Here is a 20,077-nt window from a genome sequence, read left to right on the forward strand (position 1 = left end):
GACCGGGGTAAGCGAAGGAAGCCAACGCCGCTGTAGCGAGAAAGACATAGGATATTTTGTTGCCGTGGAAACTTTCAGCCCATCCTAGATGGGCTTTTTTCTCCACCAACAACCTGAATTACCGCCTTATTTACTTATAAAACGCTATACTGCACTAAAATAGTGCATTCTTTGGGAGACTGCTGGATGGCAAGTGGCTCGTTGCCCGATGCTGGGCAGATCCTCAATTCTTTAATCAACAGCATCTTGCTGGTTGATGACGAGCTGGCGGTACATTACGCCAACCCGGCGGCACAACAACTTCTGGCGCAAAGTTCCCGTAAATTATTCGGTACGCCTTTGCCGGACCTGCTGAGTTATTTCTCGCTCAATATCGTCCTGATGCGGGAAAGTCTCGATGCCGGACAAGGCTTTACGGACAATGAAGTCACCCTCGTTATCGACGGACGTTCACATATTCTCTCGTTAACGGCGCAACGGTTGCCTGAGGGCCTCATCCTTCTGGAGATGGCACCGATGGACAATCAGCGACGCCTGAGCCAGGAACAGCTCCAGCACGCCCAGCAAGTGGCAGCGCGCGATCTGGTACGCGGCCTGGCGCATGAAATCAAAAACCCGCTCGGAGGCTTACGTGGCGCGGCGCAGCTATTAAGCAAAGCCCTGCCTGACCCTTCGTTGCTGGAATACACCAAAGTCATCATTGAGCAGGCCGACCGTCTGCGTAACCTGGTGGACCGACTACTTGGGCCACAACAGCCCGGTATGCACGTAACAGAAAGCATTCATAAAGTCGCTGAACGTGTCGTGAAACTGGTGTCGATGGAATTACCCGAAAACGTCACCCTGGTGCGCGACTATGATCCGAGCCTGCCGGAGCTGGCACACGATCCCGACCAGATTGAACAGGTGCTACTGAACATTGTTCGCAACGCACTCCAGGCGCTGGGACCCGAGGGCGGCGAAATTATTCTGCGTACCCGCACCGCGTTTCAGCTCACGCTGCACGGCGTTCGCTACCGCCTTGCGGCACGTATTGATGTGGAAGATAACGGGCCTGGTATTCCGTCAAACCTGCAGGACACGCTGTTTTACCCGATGGTGAGCGGGCGTGAAGGCGGTACTGGCTTAGGGTTATCTATCGCACGAAGTTTGATTGATCAACACTCTGGCAAAATTGAATTCACCAGTTGGCCAGGCCATACCGAGTTCTCGGTGTTCCTGCCTATTCGGAAATAGAGGTGTTTATGCAACGAGGGATAGTCTGGATCGTTGATGACGATAGCTCCATCCGTTGGGTGCTTGAACGCGCGCTCACCGGGGCTGGCTTGAGCTGTACAACGTTTGAAAACGCAAATGAAGTGCTTGATGCGCTTACCACCAAAACGCCGGACGTGCTGCTGTCAGATATTCGCATGCCCGGTATGGACGGTCTTGCCCTGTTAAAGCAAATCAAACAGCGCCACCCGATGCTTCCGGTCATCATTATGACCGCGCATTCCGATCTGGATGCGGCAGTCAGCGCGTATCAGCAAGGGGCGTTTGATTATCTGCCAAAGCCATTTGATATCGACGAAGCGGTGGCGCTGGTTGAGCGCGCCATCAGCCATTATCAGGAACAGCAGCAACCGCGTAATGTGCAGGTAAGTGGGCCAACCACCGATATTATTGGTGAAGCGCCAGCCATGCAGGATGTCTTTCGCATCATTGGCCGGCTGTCGCGCTCGTCTATTAGCGTATTGATTAACGGTGAGTCCGGTACCGGTAAAGAGCTGGTCGCCCACGCGCTGCATCGCCATAGCCCGCGTGTGAAAGCACCTTTCATTGCGCTGAACATGGCGGCCATCCCAAAAGATTTGATCGAATCCGAACTGTTTGGCCATGAGAAAGGGGCGTTTACCGGCGCCAATACCATTCGTCAGGGGCGTTTCGAACAGGCCGATGGCGGTACGCTGTTTCTCGATGAAATCGGTGATATGCCACTGGATGTACAGACTCGTCTGCTGCGTGTTCTGGCCGATGGACAGTTCTACCGTGTCGGTGGCTATGCGCCGGTGAAGGTCGATGTTCGCATCATCGCCGCAACGCACCAAAACCTGGAAATGCGGGTGCAGGAAGGGAAATTCCGCGAGGATTTATTCCACCGCCTGAACGTTATCCGCGTGCACCTTCCGCCGCTGCGTGAACGTCGCGAAGATATTCCCCGTCTGGCGCGCCATTTTCTGCAGGTCGCCGCACGCGAACTGGGCGTGGAAGCAAAGCAGTTGCATCCGGAAACCGAAGCGGCGCTCACTCGCCTGGCCTGGCCGGGTAACGTGCGCCAGTTGGAGAATACCTGCCGCTGGTTAACCGTGATGGCTGCCGGGCAGGAGGTCCTGATTCAGGATTTACCGGCTGAATTGTTTGAAACCACGATCCCGGAAAGCAGCACGGGACAGTCGCTGCCGGATAGCTGGGCAACGCTGTTGGCGCAATGGGCAGACAGAGCGCTACGTTCCGGTCATCAAAACCTGCTTTCCGAAGCACAACCAGAGATGGAACGGACCTTGTTGACCACTGCATTACGTCACACGCAGGGGCACAAACAAGAAGCAGCACGCTTGCTGGGATGGGGACGTAACACCCTGACGCGTAAGCTGAAAGAGTTGGGGATGGAGTAGTCATCCAGCTAAATGTAAAGATTGAATAGCGAGCGCAAATTGCTGCAATTTTGCGCTTTACTGTTCCGATGAGTTCAGTATGATCTTGCCCGTCCACGGGGAGGTCATCATGCTGGAATCACTCATCAATATCGTGTCGAGCAGCGCAGGCGTTAGTGCCGCTGCCAGCCATACGCCACAAGCCGCCGTCGCTGCCGTATTGTGCGCCGCGCTGTTTGGGCTTTTTAGCTAAAGCGCCAGCAGGCGCTTCGCTTATCAGGTCACGGTCTGATATCCCCGGCCAGCGCATCGCCGCCGGGGAAACCGTTTAAATGACTCTTGAGAACTGCTGCATCCGCGCTTTCTGGCGCAGGTACACGTCAAAGCACATGCAGATGTTGCGAATTAATAAACGCCCTTTCGCCGTTACTTCAATACCTTGCTCGTTAATCTCCACCAGCCCATCAGTCGCCAGTGGCTTAAGCAATTTCAGGTCTTCGGCAAAGTAGTCGTTAAAGCGCAAATCCCATTGATTCTCAATGCTGCTGAAATCGAGACGGAAGTGGCAAATAAGCGCTTTAATCACATCACGACGAATACAGTCATCACGGGTCAGTGAGATTCCCCGCCACAAGGCATTGCCGGTTTCGTCCACCTGTTGGTAATACGCTTTTAACTCTTTCTGATTCTGCGCGTAACTGTCGCCAATCATACTGATGGCCGAAACGCCCATCCCCAACAGATCGGTATCGCCCTGGGTGGTGTAGCCCTGGAAGTTACGGTGGAGAACACCATCGCGCTGAGCCACCGCCAGCTCGTCATCGGGGCGGGCAAAATGGTCCATGCCGATGAACTGATAACCCGCATCAGTCAGCGAGACAATGGTCTGCTGCAGGATATCCAGCTTTTGTTGAGCGGACGGCAGATCCACATCTTTGATTTTACGCTGGGCCGCAAACAGGGAGGGAAGATGCGCGTAGTTGAATACGCTCAGGCGGTCCGGGCTCAGCTCAGCCACCCGACTCAGGGTAAAGGCAAAACTTTCCGGCGTCTGTTTTGGCAAACCATAAATCAAATCAATATTGGTCGAGGTGAAGCCAATGTCGCGCGCACGTTTAATCAGCGCAAAGATGAAGGCCTCGTCTTGCTCACGGTTAACCAGCCGCTGGACCTCTTTATTAAAGTCCTGCACGCCCATGCTCAGGCGGTTAAAGCCCTCCGATCGTAAATGATCAAGGACATCCAGCTCAATTTCACGCGGATCAACTTCAATGGAGATTTCTGCATTGGCCTCGAATTGAAAATGACCACGCAGTAAGCTCATCAGGCGGCTAATTTGCGCCTTATTCAGGTAGGTTGGCGTACCACCACCCCAGTGAAGCTGGCTGACACGACGGTCAGTGAATAGCGGCGAACGGTGGATAATCTCTTGTTCCAGGGCATCCAGATATTGGTCAGCTTTATGCTGCTGGCGCGTAACAATCTTATTGCAGCCGCAGAAATAACAAAGCTTATGGCAAAACGGAATGTGCACATACAGTGACAACGGTCGCCCTGGATAACGTGCGACGGCACTACGGAAATTTTCTTCGCCATAGTCAGCGGAAAATTCCAGAGCGGTGGGGTATGACGTGTAGCGCGGCCCGGAATAGTTATATTTCTGGATAAGGGCCAGATCCCAGTCAATTCGTTGCTCAGACATGCTCACTCCTTCCGATAACGCCGCTGGCGGGTACGGCGGCCCGGCCTGACCTCATTTCGGGTCATAAGCCGGTTGCGCAGCCACAGTTTGCGCCGCGACAACCGCTGTAGTTTAACGAATAACCACACCAGATAACATATAACCGGAAGGGTTATAAGCAGGACAGCCAGGCCCATACCTGACCGTTAATTGCCGCCTTTGAGTAGACGCATCATATCTTCCCGGCCTTCTTCCTCTTCTTCTTCGTCATCGTCGTAGGAGAGGCCCAGTTGCTGCATTAATTCATCAATGCGGTCAAGTTTAGCGTCTACCCAGCTTTGCTCTTCAGCGCTCAGGGTTTCGCCCTCTTCAAGTCGTTCCAGCAGCGCGTCCAGGCGCTCATCGTTCTCCAGCAGATCCAGTTCAGCTTGCGGTGAAAGCATAGGTTTCTCGCTCTTTGGTTTGTGCTGCTTTTTGACCTGGGGCTCGGTCGCACCCAGTGGGATCGGTTTCTTGCTGCCAACGCGTGGATCGGCCTGAGAAGCGCCTTTTCCTGAGCCAGAAGACGCGCTCGCACCGCTTGCACGGCTACCAGCCGCATTGCCACGGTGTTTTTTATCGCGCTTACGGTCACGCCCTTCCTGGTTGAGTTCTTCACGTGATTTACGGTGCGCTTTGCCAGGTGTTTTGCCGCGCGGAGTGGTTGAAGGTTTTTTCATGATAATCGGCTTAGATGGTTTTATTCAGTATAGAATTGCGGCGGAATCTAGCAGAAAGCAAGCAAAGAAAAAAGGCGACAGAGTAATCTGTCGCCTTTTTTTCTGACCCTCAACCCTCAATGGGTACAACGTTCCCTGTTTGCTTACAACACACCCTGTTTTTCCCTTAGCATGTCACGTTCCGTGTTGTGGTCCTTTTATTCCCTTTTAAGACTGTCATCCGGACAGTTTCCTGGTCTTCGCCTCCTGGCGCTCCTGACCCCTCATCCTTAAGTCTTCATCCCGCAGGCTTCCTCGCCTTTACAAATACTTTACCTGCTTAATTTAAACTCACAAGTAACAAAACGCCCCAAAAACACAAATTCAGAAAATTCTCTAATAACAAAACCTTTTTATTCATTAGCTTACATTTTTATGACCCTGCAATTTCTCTGAAAATTCGCATAAGCTTTATGGCAAATATCCTACAAACAACAGGGGTATTCTCTGGCAGATATCCGTTGACGAGAAAAACAGCCTTTTACGTGGGTTCAGGTATAATCCCCCCATGCCCGAGATTACGGAGACGACCATTTTGACTAACTGGAACTACCAACAGACGCATTTTGTCACTAGTGCGCCTGATATTCGCCACTTACCCGCCGACACTGGTATAGAAGTGGCTTTTGCCGGCCGCTCCAATGCAGGGAAATCCAGCGCACTTAACACGCTGACAAATCAGAAAAGCCTGGCTCGTACATCCAAAACACCCGGACGTACTCAGCTGATTAACCTGTTCGAAGTGGCCGAAGGCAAACGCCTGGTGGACTTACCAGGTTACGGTTACGCAGAAGTGCCAGAAGAGATGAAGCTCAAGTGGCAGCGTGCCTTAGGGGAATATCTTGAGAAGCGCCAGTGCCTGCAAGGCCTGGTTGTGCTGATGGATATCCGTCATCCGCTTAAAGATCTCGATCAGCAGATGATCCAGTGGGCGGTCGAGAGCAATGTGCAGATTCTGGTGTTGTTGACGAAAGCAGACAAGCTCGCCAGCGGTGCGCGTAAGGCGCAGCTTAATATGGTGCGCGAAGCAGTGGTTGCCTTTAATGGTGACGTGCAGGTAGAAGCGTTTTCGTCATTGAAGAAGCAGGGCGTAGATAAATTGCGCGAGAAGCTGGATAACTGGTTTAACACCATTGCGCCGATTACCGAGCAAACCACCGAAGAATGACCCTTAAGCGCGGCATCCGTTCGCGCTTTTTCTTTCTTTCGCCCAATAAAAAACGCCCCAGTCATTTCTGACTGGGGCGGCTAAATATTCAGCCAAATCCGATTACGTGAAGTAAAAGGTCTGAAAGATAGAACATCTTACCTCTGTACCCTACGTGTTTAACTCTACTCCCTTTTCGTTTTCGCACAAAGCACTTTTTGTAGTTTTTTTTCAACCTTTACATAGGGAATTCTAATGATCGTCACAAAATGTACTGGTTATGTTGCTTACTTACAGAAAAAGAAGCTTATGTGACCAGTACTTAGTGCGCTTGATCCCAGTTTTGCCCACTACCGACTTCCACCAGCAGCGGCACATCCAGTTTGGTACTGCTTTCCATCAACTCGTGGATCTTTTGCGATACCGCATCCACATCGTCTTTATGCACTTCAAATACCAGTTCATCGTGTACCTGCATGATCATTTTCACGCGCGGTTTTTCCGTTTGCAGCCACGCATCAACAGCAATCATTGCGCGTTTGATAATGTCTGCTGCCGTGCCCTGCATGGGTGCGTTGATAGCCGCACGCTCTGCACCGGCCCGACGCGCTGCGTTACTGGATTTGATGTCCGGCAGATAGAGACGACGCCCTTCCAGGGTTTCAACATAGCCCTGCTCTTTCGCCTGTGCGCGGGTGCGCTCCATATAATCCAGTACACCCGGATAGCGTTCGAAGTAGAGATCCATATACTTCTGCGACTCTTTACGCGGAATATTGAGCTGGCGGGATAAACCAAACGCGCTCATGCCATAAATCAGACCGAAGTTGATAGCTTTCGCGCTGCGTCGCTGTTCGTTAGACACGCTTTCCAGCGGTAAACCAAACACTTCGGCCGCCGTTGCACGGTGGATATCCTTCCCTTCGGCAAAGGCAGAGAGCAGGCCTTTATCCCGCGACAGATGCGCCATAATGCGCAATTCAATTTGCGAGTAGTCAGCGGAAACAATGACGTAGTCTTTTGGCGCGATAAACGCCTGGCGAATACGTCGGCCTTCCTCATTGCGCACCGGAATGTTTTGTAAGTTGGGATCGGTGGAGGACAGACGCCCGGTCGCCGTGACAGCCTGGTGATAGGAAGTGTGTACGCGCCCGGTCTTTGGATTGATCATCAGCGGCAGCTTATCGGTGTAAGTCGATTTCAGTTTCGACAAACCACGGTGCTCAAGAATGACTTTGGGTAAAGGGTAATCCAGCGCCAGTTCTTCCAGAACTTCCTCGGAGGTTGACGGTGCGCCGCCCGGTGTCTTCTTCAGCGGTTTGATGCCCTGTTTTTCAAAAAGAATCGTCTGTAGCTGTTTGGTTGAGGAAAGGTTAAAAGGCTCGCCTGCGATTTCATGGGCCTTCTTCTCTAATTCCGCCAGACGTAGGGCAATTTCTTCCGAATGTTTGTGCAGCACCGCAGGATCGATATTAACGCCATTACGCTCTACGCGGGAAAGCACCGGTACCAGAGGAATCTCTATGTTCTGGAAGATATTTAAAGGGCCAGCATTCTTTTGCAATTCCGGCCACATCTTCAGGTGCAGTTGCAGCGTGACGTCCGCATCTTCCGCAGCATAACGCCCGGCCTGCTCCAGATCGATCTGATTAAAGGTCAGTTGGTTTTTGCCTTTACCCGCAATCTCTTCAAATGTAATGGTTTTATGCTTTAACCAGCGATCAGACAGACTGTCCATATCATGACGACCGGCGACACTATCCAGCGTGTAGGATTCCAGCATGGTGTCAAAGGCAATGCCACGCAGCTCAATGCCATAATTCTGCAAAATGCCACGGTCATATTTGAGGTTCTGACCCACTTTTTGGACCTTCTCATCTTCAAGCAGGTCTTTCAGTAATTCGAGCGCCCGATCGCGAGAAATCTGGGCTGGTGCATCCAGGTAGTCATGCGCGACCGGGACATAAGCGGCTACCCCAGGTTCGGTCGCAAACGAGAGCCCCACCAGATTAGCGCTGATGTTATCCAGACTGTCCGTTTCGGTATCGAAGGCAAACACTGACGCTTTTTTGAGTTTCGCAATCCACTCGTTTAACACGTCCTCATCAAGGATGGTGACGTAGTCATCAAACGACAGGACCGCAGCAGACACTTCGGCCTCAGCTTCGACAACAACCGTCTCTTGCAGCTTCGTCGCCGGTTTAGCACCTTTTGCCTGGAGCCATTTACCGCCTTCCAGATCTGTAATCCAGCGCTTAAATTCATATTTTTTAAATAGGTTGAGTAGCGTATCCGCTATCGGTTGTTGAACTTCCAATTGTTCGCAGGTCAGCTCCAGCTCAACATCCGTTTTAATGGTCGCCAGTTGATAAGAGAGGTAAGCCACCTCTTTATTTTGCTCCAGCTTCGCCGCCATATTTTTGGCGCCACGGAAAGAGAGTTCGGCAATCTTTTCCGGCTCGGCGTACAGCGTATCCAGGCCACCAAGCCCTTGTAATAACGCCTGTGCGGTTTTTTCGCCCACGCCCGGAACACCGGGAATGTTATCTGAAGAGTCGCCCATTAAAGCGAGGAAATCGATGATCAACCCCGGCGGCACGCCGTATTTGGTTACGACCTCTTCTGGCCCCAGGACAGTATTGGTCATGGTGTTGATAAGCGTAATACCTGGCGTTACCAACTGAGCCATGTCTTTATCGCCGGTACTGATCAGGACCGGACGCCCTGCTTTTTCGGCTTCGCGCGCCAGCGTGCCGATAACATCGTCAGCCTCTACGCCCGAAACGGCCAGCAGCGGTAGTCCCATCGCTTTGACCATTTCATGCAATGGCTCGATCTGCGCGCGCAGATCGTCCGGCATTGGCGGACGGTGAGATTTATAGTGCTCAAACAGTTCGTCACGGAACGTTTTGCCCTTCGCATCAAACACCACTGCGGCATGTGTCGGCTGATACTGCAGGATCAGACTGCGCAGCATATTCAGGACGCCGTACATAGCGCCAGTAGGCTCGCCTGCACTGTTAGTCAGCGGCGGAAACGCATGGTATGCGCGGTAGAGATAGGAAGAGCCGTCAACAAGGATAAGTGGGTTTTCTGGGATCTGAACCATGATGTCCGTGCCTGTTTATCAATTTATGGCTAAAGGATGCCACAGACGGGCGAAAACATCAGTTTTTCACCGCATTTGCCGAAAAAGATTTCACGATCTGCGGGATCGCTTCCCATACATTCCTGTGGATAAGTTTGTGAATTATTTCTTAAGGACTGGATTATTGTGCATTTTTCCCGATCGCAGAAAAGTAAGTATCCTTATTTTTCAAGAGATTAAAAAAAGAGAAACGATCATTATTGCCTTTTGGTGACAATTTGCTCCATGTGGATATAAGAAAAAGTAATTTGATTTAGCACAACACCTTACGACCGCACACTAAGGCTAACCTTTACCCAATCATATGAAGTGTTTTCTGATAAGATCAGCGCCTTGCATGCGCCATGATGTGCATGCTGTGATTAACCATTTGAATAAATTAACTATGTCGAGACTGCTCGTTGTATGCACTCTGGTATTGAGTGTCATACTCACCATCCTGGTGACTATCTTCTGTTCTGTACCGATCATTATCGCCGGTATTCTTAAGCTATTACTGCCGATTCCGGTACTGTGGCGCGCTATCTCTGCATTTTGTAATTTTATGATGTATTGCTGGTGTGAAGGACTGGCCTGGCTGCTGCACCTTAACCCGCATCTCCAGTGGGATATTGAAGGCCTGGAAGGGCTGAACAAAAAGAACTGGTACCTGCTTATCTGCAACCACCATAGCTGGGCAGATATCGTGGTGCTGTGCGTGCTTTTCCGCAAACATATCCCGATGAATAAGTACTTTCTTAAGCAACAGTTGGCCTGGGTTCCCTTTATTGGGCTGGCCTGCTGGGCTCTGGATATGCCGTTTATGCGTCGCTATTCGCGGGGTTATCTGATACGCCATCCCGAGCGGCGCGGTAAAGATGTAGAGACCACGCGCCGTTCCTGCGAGAAGTTTCGTCTCCATCCGACAACCATTGTGAATTTCGTTGAAGGTTCACGCTTTACCGATGAAAAACGTATCGAGACACGATCGGCATTCAATAACCTGCTCCCCCCTAAAGCAGCAGGGATAGCGATGGCTCTCGGCGTTTTGGGCAAGCAATTCGATAAATTGCTTGATGTTACGCTCTGCTATCCGGAAAACGACAAAAAACCGTTTTTTGATATGCTAAGCGGGAAGTTAACGCGCATTGTTGTTCGCGTAAATTTGTTATCGGTTAACGAAGATTTGCATGGCGATTACGTTAACGATAAGAATTTTAAGCGTGGTTTTCAGCAGTGGCTAAATGCGTTATGGAGCGAGAAAGACCAGCAAATTGACGCAATCAAACGTGAATATAACAACGCCGGTCAGTGACCGGCGTTGATGGTATTACTTCTTCTCGACAAGGTATCGAACAGTGTCAGCATACTGCTGTACGAAGATATCCATGCTGCTGGTATCCATGCCTTGCATATTCAACTGATATTTGCCGTTAACATACATGGCCGGAACACCCTGTAACTGCAAGTCAGCAGCCGCTTTCTCTTGTTGTGCAACCAGTGATTTCACAACAAAGCTATTCCACGCCGCATCGTACTCTTCACCTTTAACGCCGGCTTTGATGAAGACATCACGGATATCAGCAACAGACTGAACGGTTTGTGTTTTCTGCACGGCCTCAAACATCGGTGCGGTGATTTTGTCTTCCACGCCAAGGGCCATTGCAACAGCCCATGCCTGAGTCATCTCTTTGCCTAACGGGCCAAGGAACTCAACATGGTATTTCGTCATTTTAGTGCCTTCCGGCAGCTTCTGTTTTACAGCATCCGCAACATGCCACACATGTTCAAAGTCGTAACAGTGCGGGCAATAGAATGAGAAAAACTCCAGGACTTGTGGTTCGCCAGCAACCGGTTTATCGAGCGTAATGTACTGTTTACCATCGGTAAATTGTGCTGCCGAAGCGCTAAAAGCCAGAATCATTCCTGCCAGCGCCAGCCAAATTTTCTTCATGATTAAATCTCTCCAGGATGTGTCACACATTAGTAAATCGGCATTAATTGTAGAGGCGGTTCTTGCAACGCCTTTACCTGCCCAAGAAAAGTCGCCGTCTGATCGCGCCAGTAATCTTCCCCAGTTAACCACGGGAAGTTTTTGGGAAAAGCAGGATCATCCCAGCGACGGATAATCCACGCCAGATAGTAAACCAGGCGCATAGCGCGAAGCGGTTCAATAAGGCTGAGTTCGGCCGTATCAAATTCGCAGAATTCTTCATAGGCCTCGATAATCATCTCAAGTTGCATGCGCTGCTCGGCTTTGTCGCCATGCAACAACATCCAGAGATCCTGAATCGCCGGGCCATTACGGGCGTCATCCAGATCCACAAACAGTGGACCATCGCGCCAGAGTATATTCCCGGCATGACAGTCGCCATGTAAGCGCAGATTGGTAAAACGATTATGCCAGTGCGCCATGACGGCTTCGATAAGCCGATCGGCGGCACGTAAGAAACTGTCTTTCAACGAGGCTGGGATAAGCGCAGAATCTTCAAAGACCTGACGAGGCTCAAGAAGATACTCCTTCACCCCCATATCCGGACGGTGGACGAATAGTGCCTTACGGCCGGTTTGATGCAGGCGACCAAGATAGCGGCCAACCCATTCCATTTGATCCAGATTATCCGCTTCGAACTGACGCCCCCCGACGCTCGGGAAAACCGCATAATAAAACCCCTGATGGGTCAGTAAGGTTTGATTGTCGAAGGCGAGCGGTGCGGCAACAGGAACTTCATCACCCAGAAGATCCAGCGCAAATCGATGTTCTTCCTGGATTTGTTCTGCGGACCAGCGTTCAGGACGGTAGAACTTCACCACATAACGGCGACGGTCTTCGTCCTGAAACTGGTAAACACGGTTCTCATAGCTGTTAAGAGGAGTAAGACCGGAGTCGACCCGAATTCCCCGCTCAAACAACGCATCCATGATCGTGTCAGGATGGAGAGTCTGGAAAGTAAAAGCGTTATGGTTCATCCCATTATCCGCAAATAAAGCCGAATGATTGAGGATATCATTTCACTGCGCTTTCGGTGGCTTCACTTACAAGCTTTTACTCTTTAATTACGCCACGTGCGCGGAGCAAAGCAGTTTTAAAATCTTCTTCATAATCTTTCTTAATACCCGGAATTACCGCATCTTTATCTGAGTCACGCATTTTCAGGTGATAAATCAGAATGTCGTCACTTAAATCGGTAAGCTCTCCCTCATAACCTGATTCATTCGCCAGTTTCTGTAAAAATTGCATCAGACTTAATTCTGGTTCTTTCTGCCACGCAGGCTGGAGGAGTTCGATAACTTCATTCAGGCGTTTACATTTCATGGTGGTGCTCCTTACTCTTGGTACAGACACGTTATCAGGGTCAAACCCACAATAAAAGAGGCGATAAGGTTGATTAAAAAGGGTGTGGTAACAGGTGTGATACTCGCAGGCGGTAAAGCCTCGCGGATGGGAGGTCAGGATAAAGGATTACTGGTGCTAAAAGGAAAACCGCTGTGGGAATACGTCGCACACGCGATGGCGCCTCAGGTGGGGCACATTGTGATCAGTGCAAACCGTAATCTGGAAAGCTACCGGGCAAGCGGCTTACCCGTGTACCAGGATCAGATGGTTGATTTCCCCGGTCCACTGGCAGGTATGCTGTCTGTTATGCAGCAGTGCGAGAGTGAGTGGTTTCTGTTCTCTCCTTGCGACACACCTTACATTCCGGACAATCTGCTCGAGCGATTAAGTGCAGAATGTAAGAGCACAAATCCGGTGTGGGTGCATGATGGTGAACGTGACCATCCAACGATTGCCCTGGTGAACCGTATCAACGCGCCGCAACTGCAAGACTACCTTAACCGAGGAGAACGCCGGGTCATGGTTTTTATGCGTGAAGTCGGAGGGCATTCCGTCGACTTTAGCGATACAAAGGAAAGCTTTGTGAATGTGAATACACCAGAAGATCTGGCGCGCTGGCAGGAGAAAGTATGATACCCGTACTGGCTATTGCCGCCTGGAGTGGTACCGGAAAGACGACGCTACTAAAAAAGCTGATTCCTGCATTATGCGAGCAAGGGATCCGCCCCGGTCTGATTAAGCATACCCATCATAATATGGACGTTGATAAGCCCGGTAAGGACAGTTACGAGTTACGTAAAGCCGGTGCAGCACAAACGATTGTGGCCAGTTCGCAACGCTGGGCCTTAATGACCGAAACGCCGGATGAGCCGGAGCTTAATTTAGCGTATCTGGTCAGCCGAATGGATGCTTCTACGCTGGATCTGGTGCTCGTTGAGGGCTTTAAGCACGAAGCAGTCGCTAAGATCTTACTGTTTCGTCAGGGCTGCGGACACAGAGAAGAAGAACTTATTATCGATAAACATGTCATCGCTATCGCCAGTGATGTCCCGCTGGCCGTGGATGTTCCGCTTTTAGATATCAATGATATAGCGCAGATTTCGGCATTTGTTATGCGCTGGTTAGGGCGATAAGGAAGGTTACCATCAGGAGGAAAAGTGTCTGGTAATAAATTAAAGCGTGAAAACGCAAAAAGCCCATCCGTGAGGATGGGCTTCTTACTTGTTTGATGCCTGGCAGTTCCCTACTCTCACATGGGGAGACCCCACACTACCATCGGCGCTACGGCGTTTCACTTCTGAGTTCGGCATGGGGTCAGGTGGGACCACCGCGCTAAAGCCGCCAGGCAAATTCTGTTAATCTGTATCTAAGCTGAAAATCTTCTCAATCCGCCAAAACATCTTCGGCGTTGTAAGGTTAAGCCTCACGGTTCATTAGTACCGGTTAGCTCAACGCATCGCTGCGCTTACACACCCGGCCTATCAACGTCGTCGTCTTCAACGTTCCTTTAGTGTCCTTAAAGGACAAGGGAGAACTCATCTCGGGGCAAGTTTCGTGCTTAGATGCTTTCAGCACTTATCTCTTCCGCATGTAGCTACCGGGCAGTGCCATTGGCATGACAACCCGAACACCAGTGATGCGTCCACTCCGGTCCTCTCGTACTAGGAGCAGCCCCCCTCAATTCTCCAGCGCCCACGGCAGATAGGGACCGAACTGTCTCACGACGTTCTAAACCCAGCTCGCGTACCACTTTAAATGGCGAACAGCCATACCCTTGGGACCTACTTCAGCCCCAGGATGTGATGAGCCGACATCGAGGTGCCAAACACCGCCGTCGATATGAACTCTTGGGCGGTATCAGCCTGTTATCCCCGGAGTACCTTTTATCCGTTGAGCGATGGCCCTTCCATTCAGAACCACCGGATCACTATGACCTGCTTTCGCACCTGCTCGCGCCGTCACGCTCGCAGTCAAGCTGGCTTATGCCATTGCACTAACCTCCTGATGTCCGACCAGGATTAGCCAACCTTCGTGCTCCTCCGTTACTCTTTGGGAGGAGACCGCCCCAGTCAAACTACCCACCAGACACTGTCCGCAACCCGGATCACGGGTCCACGTTAGAACATCAAACATTAAAGGGTGGTATTTCAAGGTTGGCTCCACGCAGACTGGCGTCCACGCTTCAAAGCCTCCCACCTATCCTACACATCAAGGCTCAATGTTCAGTGTCAAGCTATAGTAAAGGTTCACGGGGTCTTTCCGTCTTGCCGCGGGTACACTGCATCTTCACAGCGAGTTCAATTTCACTGAGTCTCGGGTGGAGACAGCCTGGCCATCATTACGCCATTCGTGCAGGTCGGAACTTACCCGACAAGGAATTTCGCTACCTTAGGACCGTTATAGTTACGGCCGCCGTTTACCGGGGCTTCGATCAAGAGCTTCTCCTTACGGATAACCCCATCAATTAACCTTCCGGCACCGGGCAGGCGTCACACCGTATACGTCCACTTTCGTGTTTGCACAGTGCTGTGTTTTTAATAAACAGTTGCAGCCAGCTGGTATCTTCGACTGATTTCAGCTCCACCCGCAGGGGCTTCACCTACATATCAGCGTGCCTTCTCCCGAAGTTACGGCACCATTTTGCCTAGTTCCTTCACCCGAGTTCTCTCAAGCGCCTTGGTATTCTCTACCTGACCACCTGTGTCGGTTTGGGGTACGATTTGATGTTACCTGATGCTTAGAGGCTTTTCCTGGAAGCAGGGCATTTGTTACTTCATCACCGTAGTGACTCGTCATCACACCTCAGCCTTGATTATCCGGATTTGCCTGGATAACCAGCCTACATGCTTAAACCGGGACAACCGTCGCCCGGCTAACATAGCCTTCTCCGTCCCCCCTTCGCAGTAACACCAAGTACAGGAATATTAACCTGTTTCCCATCGACTACGCCTTTCGGCCTCGCCTTAGGGGTCGACTCACCCTGCCCCGATTAACGTTGGACAGGAACCCTTGGTCTTCCGGCGAGCGGGCTTTTCACCCGCTTTATCGTTACTTATGTCAGCATTCGCACTTCTGATACCTCCAGCATGCCTCACAGCACACCTTCGCAGGCTTACAGAACGCTCCCCTACCCAACAACACTTAGTGTCGCTGCCGCAGCTTCGGTGCATGGTTTAGCCCCGTTACATCTTCCGCGCAGGCCGACTCGACCAGTGAGCTATTACGCTTTCTTTAAATGATGGCTGCTTCTAAGCCAACATCCTGGCTGTCTGTGCCTTCCCACATCGTTTCCCACTTAACCATGACTTTGGGACCTTAGCTGGCGGTCTGGGTTGTTTCCCTCTTCACGACGGACGTTAGCACCCGCCGTGTGTCTCCCGTGATAACATTCTCCGGTATTCGTAGTTTGCATCGGGTTGGTAAGCCGGGATGGCCCCCTAGCCGAAACAGTGCTCTACCCCCGGAGATGAATTCACGAGGCGCTACCTAAATAGCTTTCGGGGAGAACCAGCTATCTCCCGGTTTGATTGGCCTTTCACCCCCAGCCACAAGTCATCCGCTAATTTTTCAACATTAGTCGGTTCGGTCCTCCAGTTAGTGTTACCCAACCTTCAACCTGCCCATGGCTAGATCACCGGGTTTCGGGTCTATACCCTGCAACTTAACGCCCAGTTAAGACTCGGTTTCCCTTCGGCTCCCCTATTCGGTTAACCTTGCTACAGAATATAAGTCGCTGACCCATTATACAAAAGGTACGCAGTCACCCCATTAAGAGGCTCCCACTGCTTGTACGTACACGGTTTCAGGTTCTTTTTCACTCCCCTCGCCGGGGTTCTTTTCGCCTTTCCCTCACGGTACTGGTTCACTATCGGTCAGTCAGGAGTATTTAGCCTTGGAGGATGGTCCCCCCATATTCAGACAGGATACCACGTGTCCCGCCCTACTCATCGAGCTCACAACCTGTGTGCTTTCGTGTACGGGGCTGTCACCCTGTATCGCGCGACTTTCCAGACGCTTCCACTAACACACAAGCTGATTCAGGCTCTGGGCTGCTCCCCGTTCGCTCGCCGCTACTGGGGGAATCTCGGTTGATTTCTTTTCCTCGGGGTACTTAGATGTTTCAGTTCCCCCGGTTCGCCTCGTTTGACTATGTATTCATCAAACGATAGTGCAACGAATTGCACTGGGTTTCCCCATTCGGACATCGCCGGGTCAAAGGTTCATATCACCTCGCCGGCGCTTTTCGCAGATTAGCACGTCCTTCATCGCCTCTGACTGCCAGGGCATCCACCGTGTACGCTTAGTCGCTTAACCTCACAACCCGAAGATGTTTCGTAAAACATCATCGTGTCGCGAAAATTTGAGAGACTCGAACACACTTTCGTGTGTCGTTTCAATTTTCAGCTTGATTCAGATTTTTAAAGAGCAAATATCTCAAACATGACTCGAAAGTCAGTTTTGAGATATCGGTGGCAACGCCTTTCACACATTACCGCGCAAGTGGCGTCCCCTAGGGGATTCGAACCCCTGTTACCGCCGTGAAAGGGCGGTGTCCTGGGCCTCTAGACGAAGGGGACACTTAAGTCTCGCTCGCAAGACGCCTTGCTTTTTACTTTTCATCAGACAATCTGTGTGAGCACTACAAAGGCAGGTTCTTTAAGGTAAGGAGGTGATCCAACCGCAGGTTCCCCTACGGTTACCTTGTTACGACTTCACCCCAGTCATGAATCACAAAGTGGTAAGCGCCCTCCCGAAGGTTAAGCTACCTACTTCTTTTGCAACCCACTCCCATGGTGTGACGGGCGGTGTGTACAAGGCCCGGGAACGTATTCACCGTGGCATTCTGATCCACGATTACTAGCGATTCCGACTTCATGGAGTCGAGTTGCAGACTCCAATCCGGACTACGACATACTTTATGAGGTCCGCTTGCTCTCGCGAGGTCGCTTCTCTTTGTATATGCCATTGTAGCACGTGTGTAGCCCTGGTCGTAAGGGCCATGATGACTTGACGTCATCCCCACCTTCCTCCAGTTTATCACTGGCAGTCTCCTTTGAGTTCCCGGCCGGACCGCTGGCAACAAAGGATAAGGGTTGCGCTCGTTGCGGGACTTAACCCAACATTTCACAACACGAGCTGACGACAGCCATGCAGCACCTGTCTCACGGTTCCCGAAGGCACTAAGGCATCTCTGCCAAATTCCGTGGATGTCAAGACCAGGTAAGGTTCTTCGCGTTGCATCGAATTAAACCACATGCTCCACCGCTTGTGCGGGCCCCCGTCAATTCATTTGAGTTTTAACCTTGCGGCCGTACTCCCCAGGCGGTCGACTTAACGCGTTAGCTCCGGAAGCCACGCCTCAAGGGCACAACCTCCAAGTCGACATCGTTTACGGCGTGGACTACCAGGGTATCTAATCCTGTTTGCTCCCCACGCTTTCGCACCTGAGCGTCAGTCTTTGTCCAGGGGGCCGCCTTCGCCACCGGTATTCCTCCAGATCTCTACGCATTTCACCGCTACACCTGGAATTCTACCCCCCTCTACAAGACTCAAGCCTGCCAGTTTCGAATGCAGTTCCCAGGTTGAGCCCGGGGATTTCACATCCGACTTGACAGACCGCCTGCGTGCGCTTTACGCCCAGTAATTCCGATTAACGCTTGCACCCTCCGTATTACCGCGGCTGCTGGCACGGAGTTAGCCGGTGCTTCTTCTGCGGGTAACGTCAATCAACACGGTTATTAACCGTATTGCCTTCCTCCCCGCTGAAAGTGCTTTACAACCCGAAGGCCTTCTTCACACACGCGGCATGGCTGCATCAGGCTTGCGCCCATTGTGCAATATTCCCCACTGCTGCCTCCCGTAGGAGTCTGGACCGTGTCTCAGTTCCAGTGTGGCTGGTCATCCTCTCAGACCAGCTAGGGATCGTCGCCTTGGTGAGCCATTACCTCACCAACTAGCTAATCCCATCTGGGCACATCCGATGGCAAGAGGCCCGAAGGTCCCCCTCTTTGGTCTTGCGACATTATGCGGTATTAGCTACCGTTTCCAGTAGTTATCCCCCTCCATCGGGCAGTTTCCCAGACATTACTCACCCGTCCGCCACTCGTCACCCGAGAGCAAGCTCTCTGTGCTACCGTTCGACTTGCATGTGTTAGGCCTGCCGCCAGCGTTCAATCTGAGCCATGATCAAACTCTTCAATTTAAAAGTTTGATGCTCGTAGAATTAAACTTCGTAATGAATTACGTGTTCACTCTATGAGACTTGGTATTCATTTAGTGTCCGAAGACATTAAGAATCCATGTCACTTTGAGTGCCCACACAGATTGTCTGATAAATTGTTAAAGAGCAGTGCAACGCGGCTTTCGCTCACCGTTGCGAGGTGGCGTATATTACGCTTTCCTCTTTCAGAGTCAAGCGTTTATTTTCGCTTTTCTCTGCCGGGACTCTCAGGAGAACCCCGCTGACCCGGCGGCTTGTTTGCCGTTGTTCCGTGTCAGTGGAGGCGCATTATAGGGAGTTCTTGTGAAGTGACAAGCATAAATTTCAAAAAAGTTTTTAACCGTCTCTTTTTTCAACAAGACGCGGTAAAAAGCACCGTAAAAGGCCTGTTTTGCTGTTTTTGCCACCACAGGAATAGCCCCGGTGGCATACTAAAGAGTGAATAAGAATAAAAGGAAGCGATAAATGTCTTTGAACGCACAACAGCTTGCCGCGCAAAAAAACCTCTCATGGGTGCTGGCGGAGAAACTGGCACAACAAATTCTGAGAGGCGAATACGCCCCGGGCTGCATTTTGCCTGGCGAGATAGAGTTGGGTGAACAGTTCGGTGTAAGCCGCACGGCGGTCAGGGAGGCGGTAAAGACATTAACGGCGAAAGGTATGGTGCTTCCTCGCCCGCGCATCGGGACCCGGGTTATGCCCAAAGAGAACTGGAATTTCCTTGATAAAGAATTACTGGTCTGGTGGATGAGCGAGGATAACTTTCATGAAGTCATCCAGCACTTCCTTATTATGCGTAACAGTCTCGAACCACAAGCTTGCCAGTTGGCAGCACAATTAGGCAGCGCGGAACAAAAAGCACACCTCAATACATTAATGGAAGAGATGGTGTATCTGAAAAAGCACTTTAACCGTGATCGCTGGATTGAAGTTGATATGTCCTGGCACGAACATATTTATACGATGAGTGCTAATCCTTTTCTTATCTCTTTCGCTACGCTGTTCCATTCTATATACCATACCTACTTTACTTCCATCACTCAGGACCAGGCCATAAAGCTCGATCTGCATCAGGCTATTGTTGATGCGATTCAGGAAAGTGATGGGGATAGTGCCTTTCAGGCCTGCCAGACTCTGTTGAAGACGCCAAACGCGCCAACGGCAAAATAAC

14 protein-coding genes, 1 tRNA gene and 3 rRNA genes are annotated in these 20,077 nt (G+C 51.1%); 8 read left to right on the forward strand and 10 right to left on the reverse strand.

Annotated elements, in window-relative coordinates; translation table 11 throughout:
• Window positions 1-186: 186 nt before the first annotated feature.
• The 3 genes from glnL (at window position 187) to C5523_RS27340 (ending at window position 2,889) form a co-directional block, all read left to right on the forward strand.
• Window positions 187-1,236, forward strand: coding sequence for a nitrogen regulation protein NR(II) (gene glnL, locus C5523_RS26880; protein ID WP_071194771.1), 1,050 nt, complete (start codon window positions 187-189; stop codon window positions 1,234-1,236).
• 8 nt (window positions 1,237-1,244) lie between these two features.
• The gene (gene glnG / locus C5523_RS26885) at window positions 1,245-2,657 is read left to right on the forward strand and encodes a nitrogen regulation protein NR(I) (RefSeq protein ID WP_039077372.1); all 1,413 of its coding nucleotides are present in this window, start codon (window positions 1,245-1,247) and stop codon (window positions 2,655-2,657) included.
• A gap of 109 nt (window positions 2,658-2,766) precedes the next feature.
• Window positions 2,767-2,889 (forward strand): YshB family small membrane protein, encoded by a 123-nt coding sequence (locus tag C5523_RS27340; RefSeq protein WP_139153727.1) that lies wholly within the window; start codon window positions 2,767-2,769, stop codon window positions 2,887-2,889.
• Window positions 2,890-2,964: 75 nt separating this feature from the next.
• On the opposite strand, the gene hemN is transcribed toward C5523_RS27340, so the two are convergent.
• Both hemN and yihI read right to left on the reverse strand, forming a co-directional pair.
• Entirely contained in the window at window positions 2,965-4,338 is a 1,374-nt protein-coding gene (hemN, locus tag C5523_RS26890; RefSeq protein WP_079498717.1) for an oxygen-independent coproporphyrinogen III oxidase, read from the reverse strand.
• A gap of 185 nt (window positions 4,339-4,523) precedes the next feature.
• Complete coding sequence (gene yihI / locus C5523_RS26895; protein ID WP_039077374.1) at window positions 4,524-5,036, reverse strand: Der GTPase-activating protein YihI; 513 nt, start codon at window positions 5,034-5,036, stop codon at window positions 4,524-4,526.
• A gap of 574 nt (window positions 5,037-5,610) precedes the next feature.
• Between yihI and yihA the strand changes: the two genes are divergently transcribed.
• On the forward strand, window positions 5,611-6,243 hold the full coding sequence (gene yihA, locus C5523_RS26900) for a ribosome biogenesis GTP-binding protein YihA/YsxC (RefSeq protein WP_103245895.1): 633 nt from the start codon (window positions 5,611-5,613) through the stop codon (window positions 6,241-6,243).
• Between the two features lie 301 nt (window positions 6,244-6,544).
• Here yihA and polA read toward each other — a convergent pair whose 3' ends face one another.
• Window positions 6,545-9,331, reverse strand: a complete 2,787-nt coding sequence (gene polA, locus C5523_RS26905) for a DNA polymerase I (protein WP_108702256.1) — start codon at window positions 9,329-9,331, stop codon at window positions 6,545-6,547.
• Window positions 9,332-9,755: 424 nt separating this feature from the next.
• On the opposite strand from polA, the gene C5523_RS26910 reads away from it, so the two are divergent.
• Entirely contained in the window at window positions 9,756-10,664 is a 909-nt protein-coding gene (locus tag C5523_RS26910) for an acyltransferase (RefSeq protein WP_039077390.1), read from the forward strand.
• A gap of 15 nt (window positions 10,665-10,679) precedes the next feature.
• Here the strand turns inward: C5523_RS26910 and dsbA are convergent, their stop codons facing one another.
• The 3 genes from dsbA to C5523_RS26925 form a co-directional block, all read right to left on the reverse strand.
• Window positions 10,680-11,303 carry a thiol:disulfide interchange protein DsbA gene (gene dsbA, locus C5523_RS26915; protein WP_039077377.1) on the reverse strand — a complete coding sequence of 208 codons (624 nt, stop codon included), beginning with the start codon at window positions 11,301-11,303 and terminating at the stop codon, window positions 10,680-10,682.
• A gap of 29 nt (window positions 11,304-11,332) precedes the next feature.
• Complete coding sequence (locus tag C5523_RS26920; RefSeq protein ID WP_108702257.1) at window positions 11,333-12,319, reverse strand: serine/threonine protein kinase; 987 nt, start codon at window positions 12,317-12,319, stop codon at window positions 11,333-11,335.
• Between the two features lie 76 nt (window positions 12,320-12,395).
• On the reverse strand, window positions 12,396-12,665 hold the full coding sequence (locus C5523_RS26925; RefSeq protein WP_039077379.1) for a YihD family protein: 270 nt from the start codon (window positions 12,663-12,665) through the stop codon (window positions 12,396-12,398).
• Between the two features lie 126 nt (window positions 12,666-12,791).
• Here C5523_RS26925 and mobA point away from each other — a divergent pair, with 126 nt between their 5' ends.
• Window positions 12,792-13,319, forward strand: coding sequence for a molybdenum cofactor guanylyltransferase MobA (mobA, locus tag C5523_RS26930; RefSeq protein ID WP_052249196.1), 528 nt, complete (start codon window positions 12,792-12,794; stop codon window positions 13,317-13,319).
• Complete coding sequence (mobB, locus tag C5523_RS26935; protein ID WP_108702258.1) at window positions 13,316-13,819, forward strand: molybdopterin-guanine dinucleotide biosynthesis protein MobB; 504 nt, start codon at window positions 13,316-13,318, stop codon at window positions 13,817-13,819. The genes mobA and mobB overlap by 4 nt, the downstream gene beginning before the upstream one ends.
• Window positions 13,820-13,916: 97 nt before the next feature.
• Here mobB and rrf read toward each other — a convergent pair.
• The 4 genes from rrf to C5523_RS26955 all read right to left on the reverse strand — a co-directional run bounded on the left by rrf (window position 13,917) and on the right by C5523_RS26955 (window position 18,888).
• A 5S ribosomal RNA gene (rrf, locus tag C5523_RS26940) occupies window positions 13,917-14,032 on the reverse strand.
• 66 nt (window positions 14,033-14,098) lie between these two features.
• Window positions 14,099-17,000, reverse strand: a 23S ribosomal RNA gene (locus tag C5523_RS26945).
• Window positions 17,001-17,187: 187 nt separating this feature from the next.
• Window positions 17,188-17,263: transfer RNA gene (locus C5523_RS26950), tRNA-Glu, on the reverse strand.
• An 85-nt stretch (window positions 17,264-17,348) separates the two neighbouring features.
• A 16S ribosomal RNA gene (locus C5523_RS26955) occupies window positions 17,349-18,888 on the reverse strand.
• Together the 16S, 23S and 5S rRNA genes with 1 tRNA gene alongside form the textbook arrangement of a ribosomal RNA operon.
• A 483-nt stretch (window positions 18,889-19,371) precedes the next feature.
• On the opposite strand from C5523_RS26955, the gene C5523_RS26965 reads away from it, so the two are divergent.
• Window positions 19,372-20,076 carry a FadR/GntR family transcriptional regulator gene (locus C5523_RS26965; protein WP_039079986.1) on the forward strand — a complete coding sequence of 235 codons (705 nt, stop codon included), beginning with the start codon at window positions 19,372-19,374 and terminating at the stop codon, window positions 20,074-20,076.
• Window position 20,077: the final 1 nt, after the last annotated feature.

The sequence above is a fragment of the Phytobacter sp. SCO41 genome, from assembly GCF_003073275.1.
In the GTDB taxonomy this organism is placed as follows: domain Bacteria; phylum Pseudomonadota; class Gammaproteobacteria; order Enterobacterales; family Enterobacteriaceae; genus Phytobacter; species Phytobacter diazotrophicus.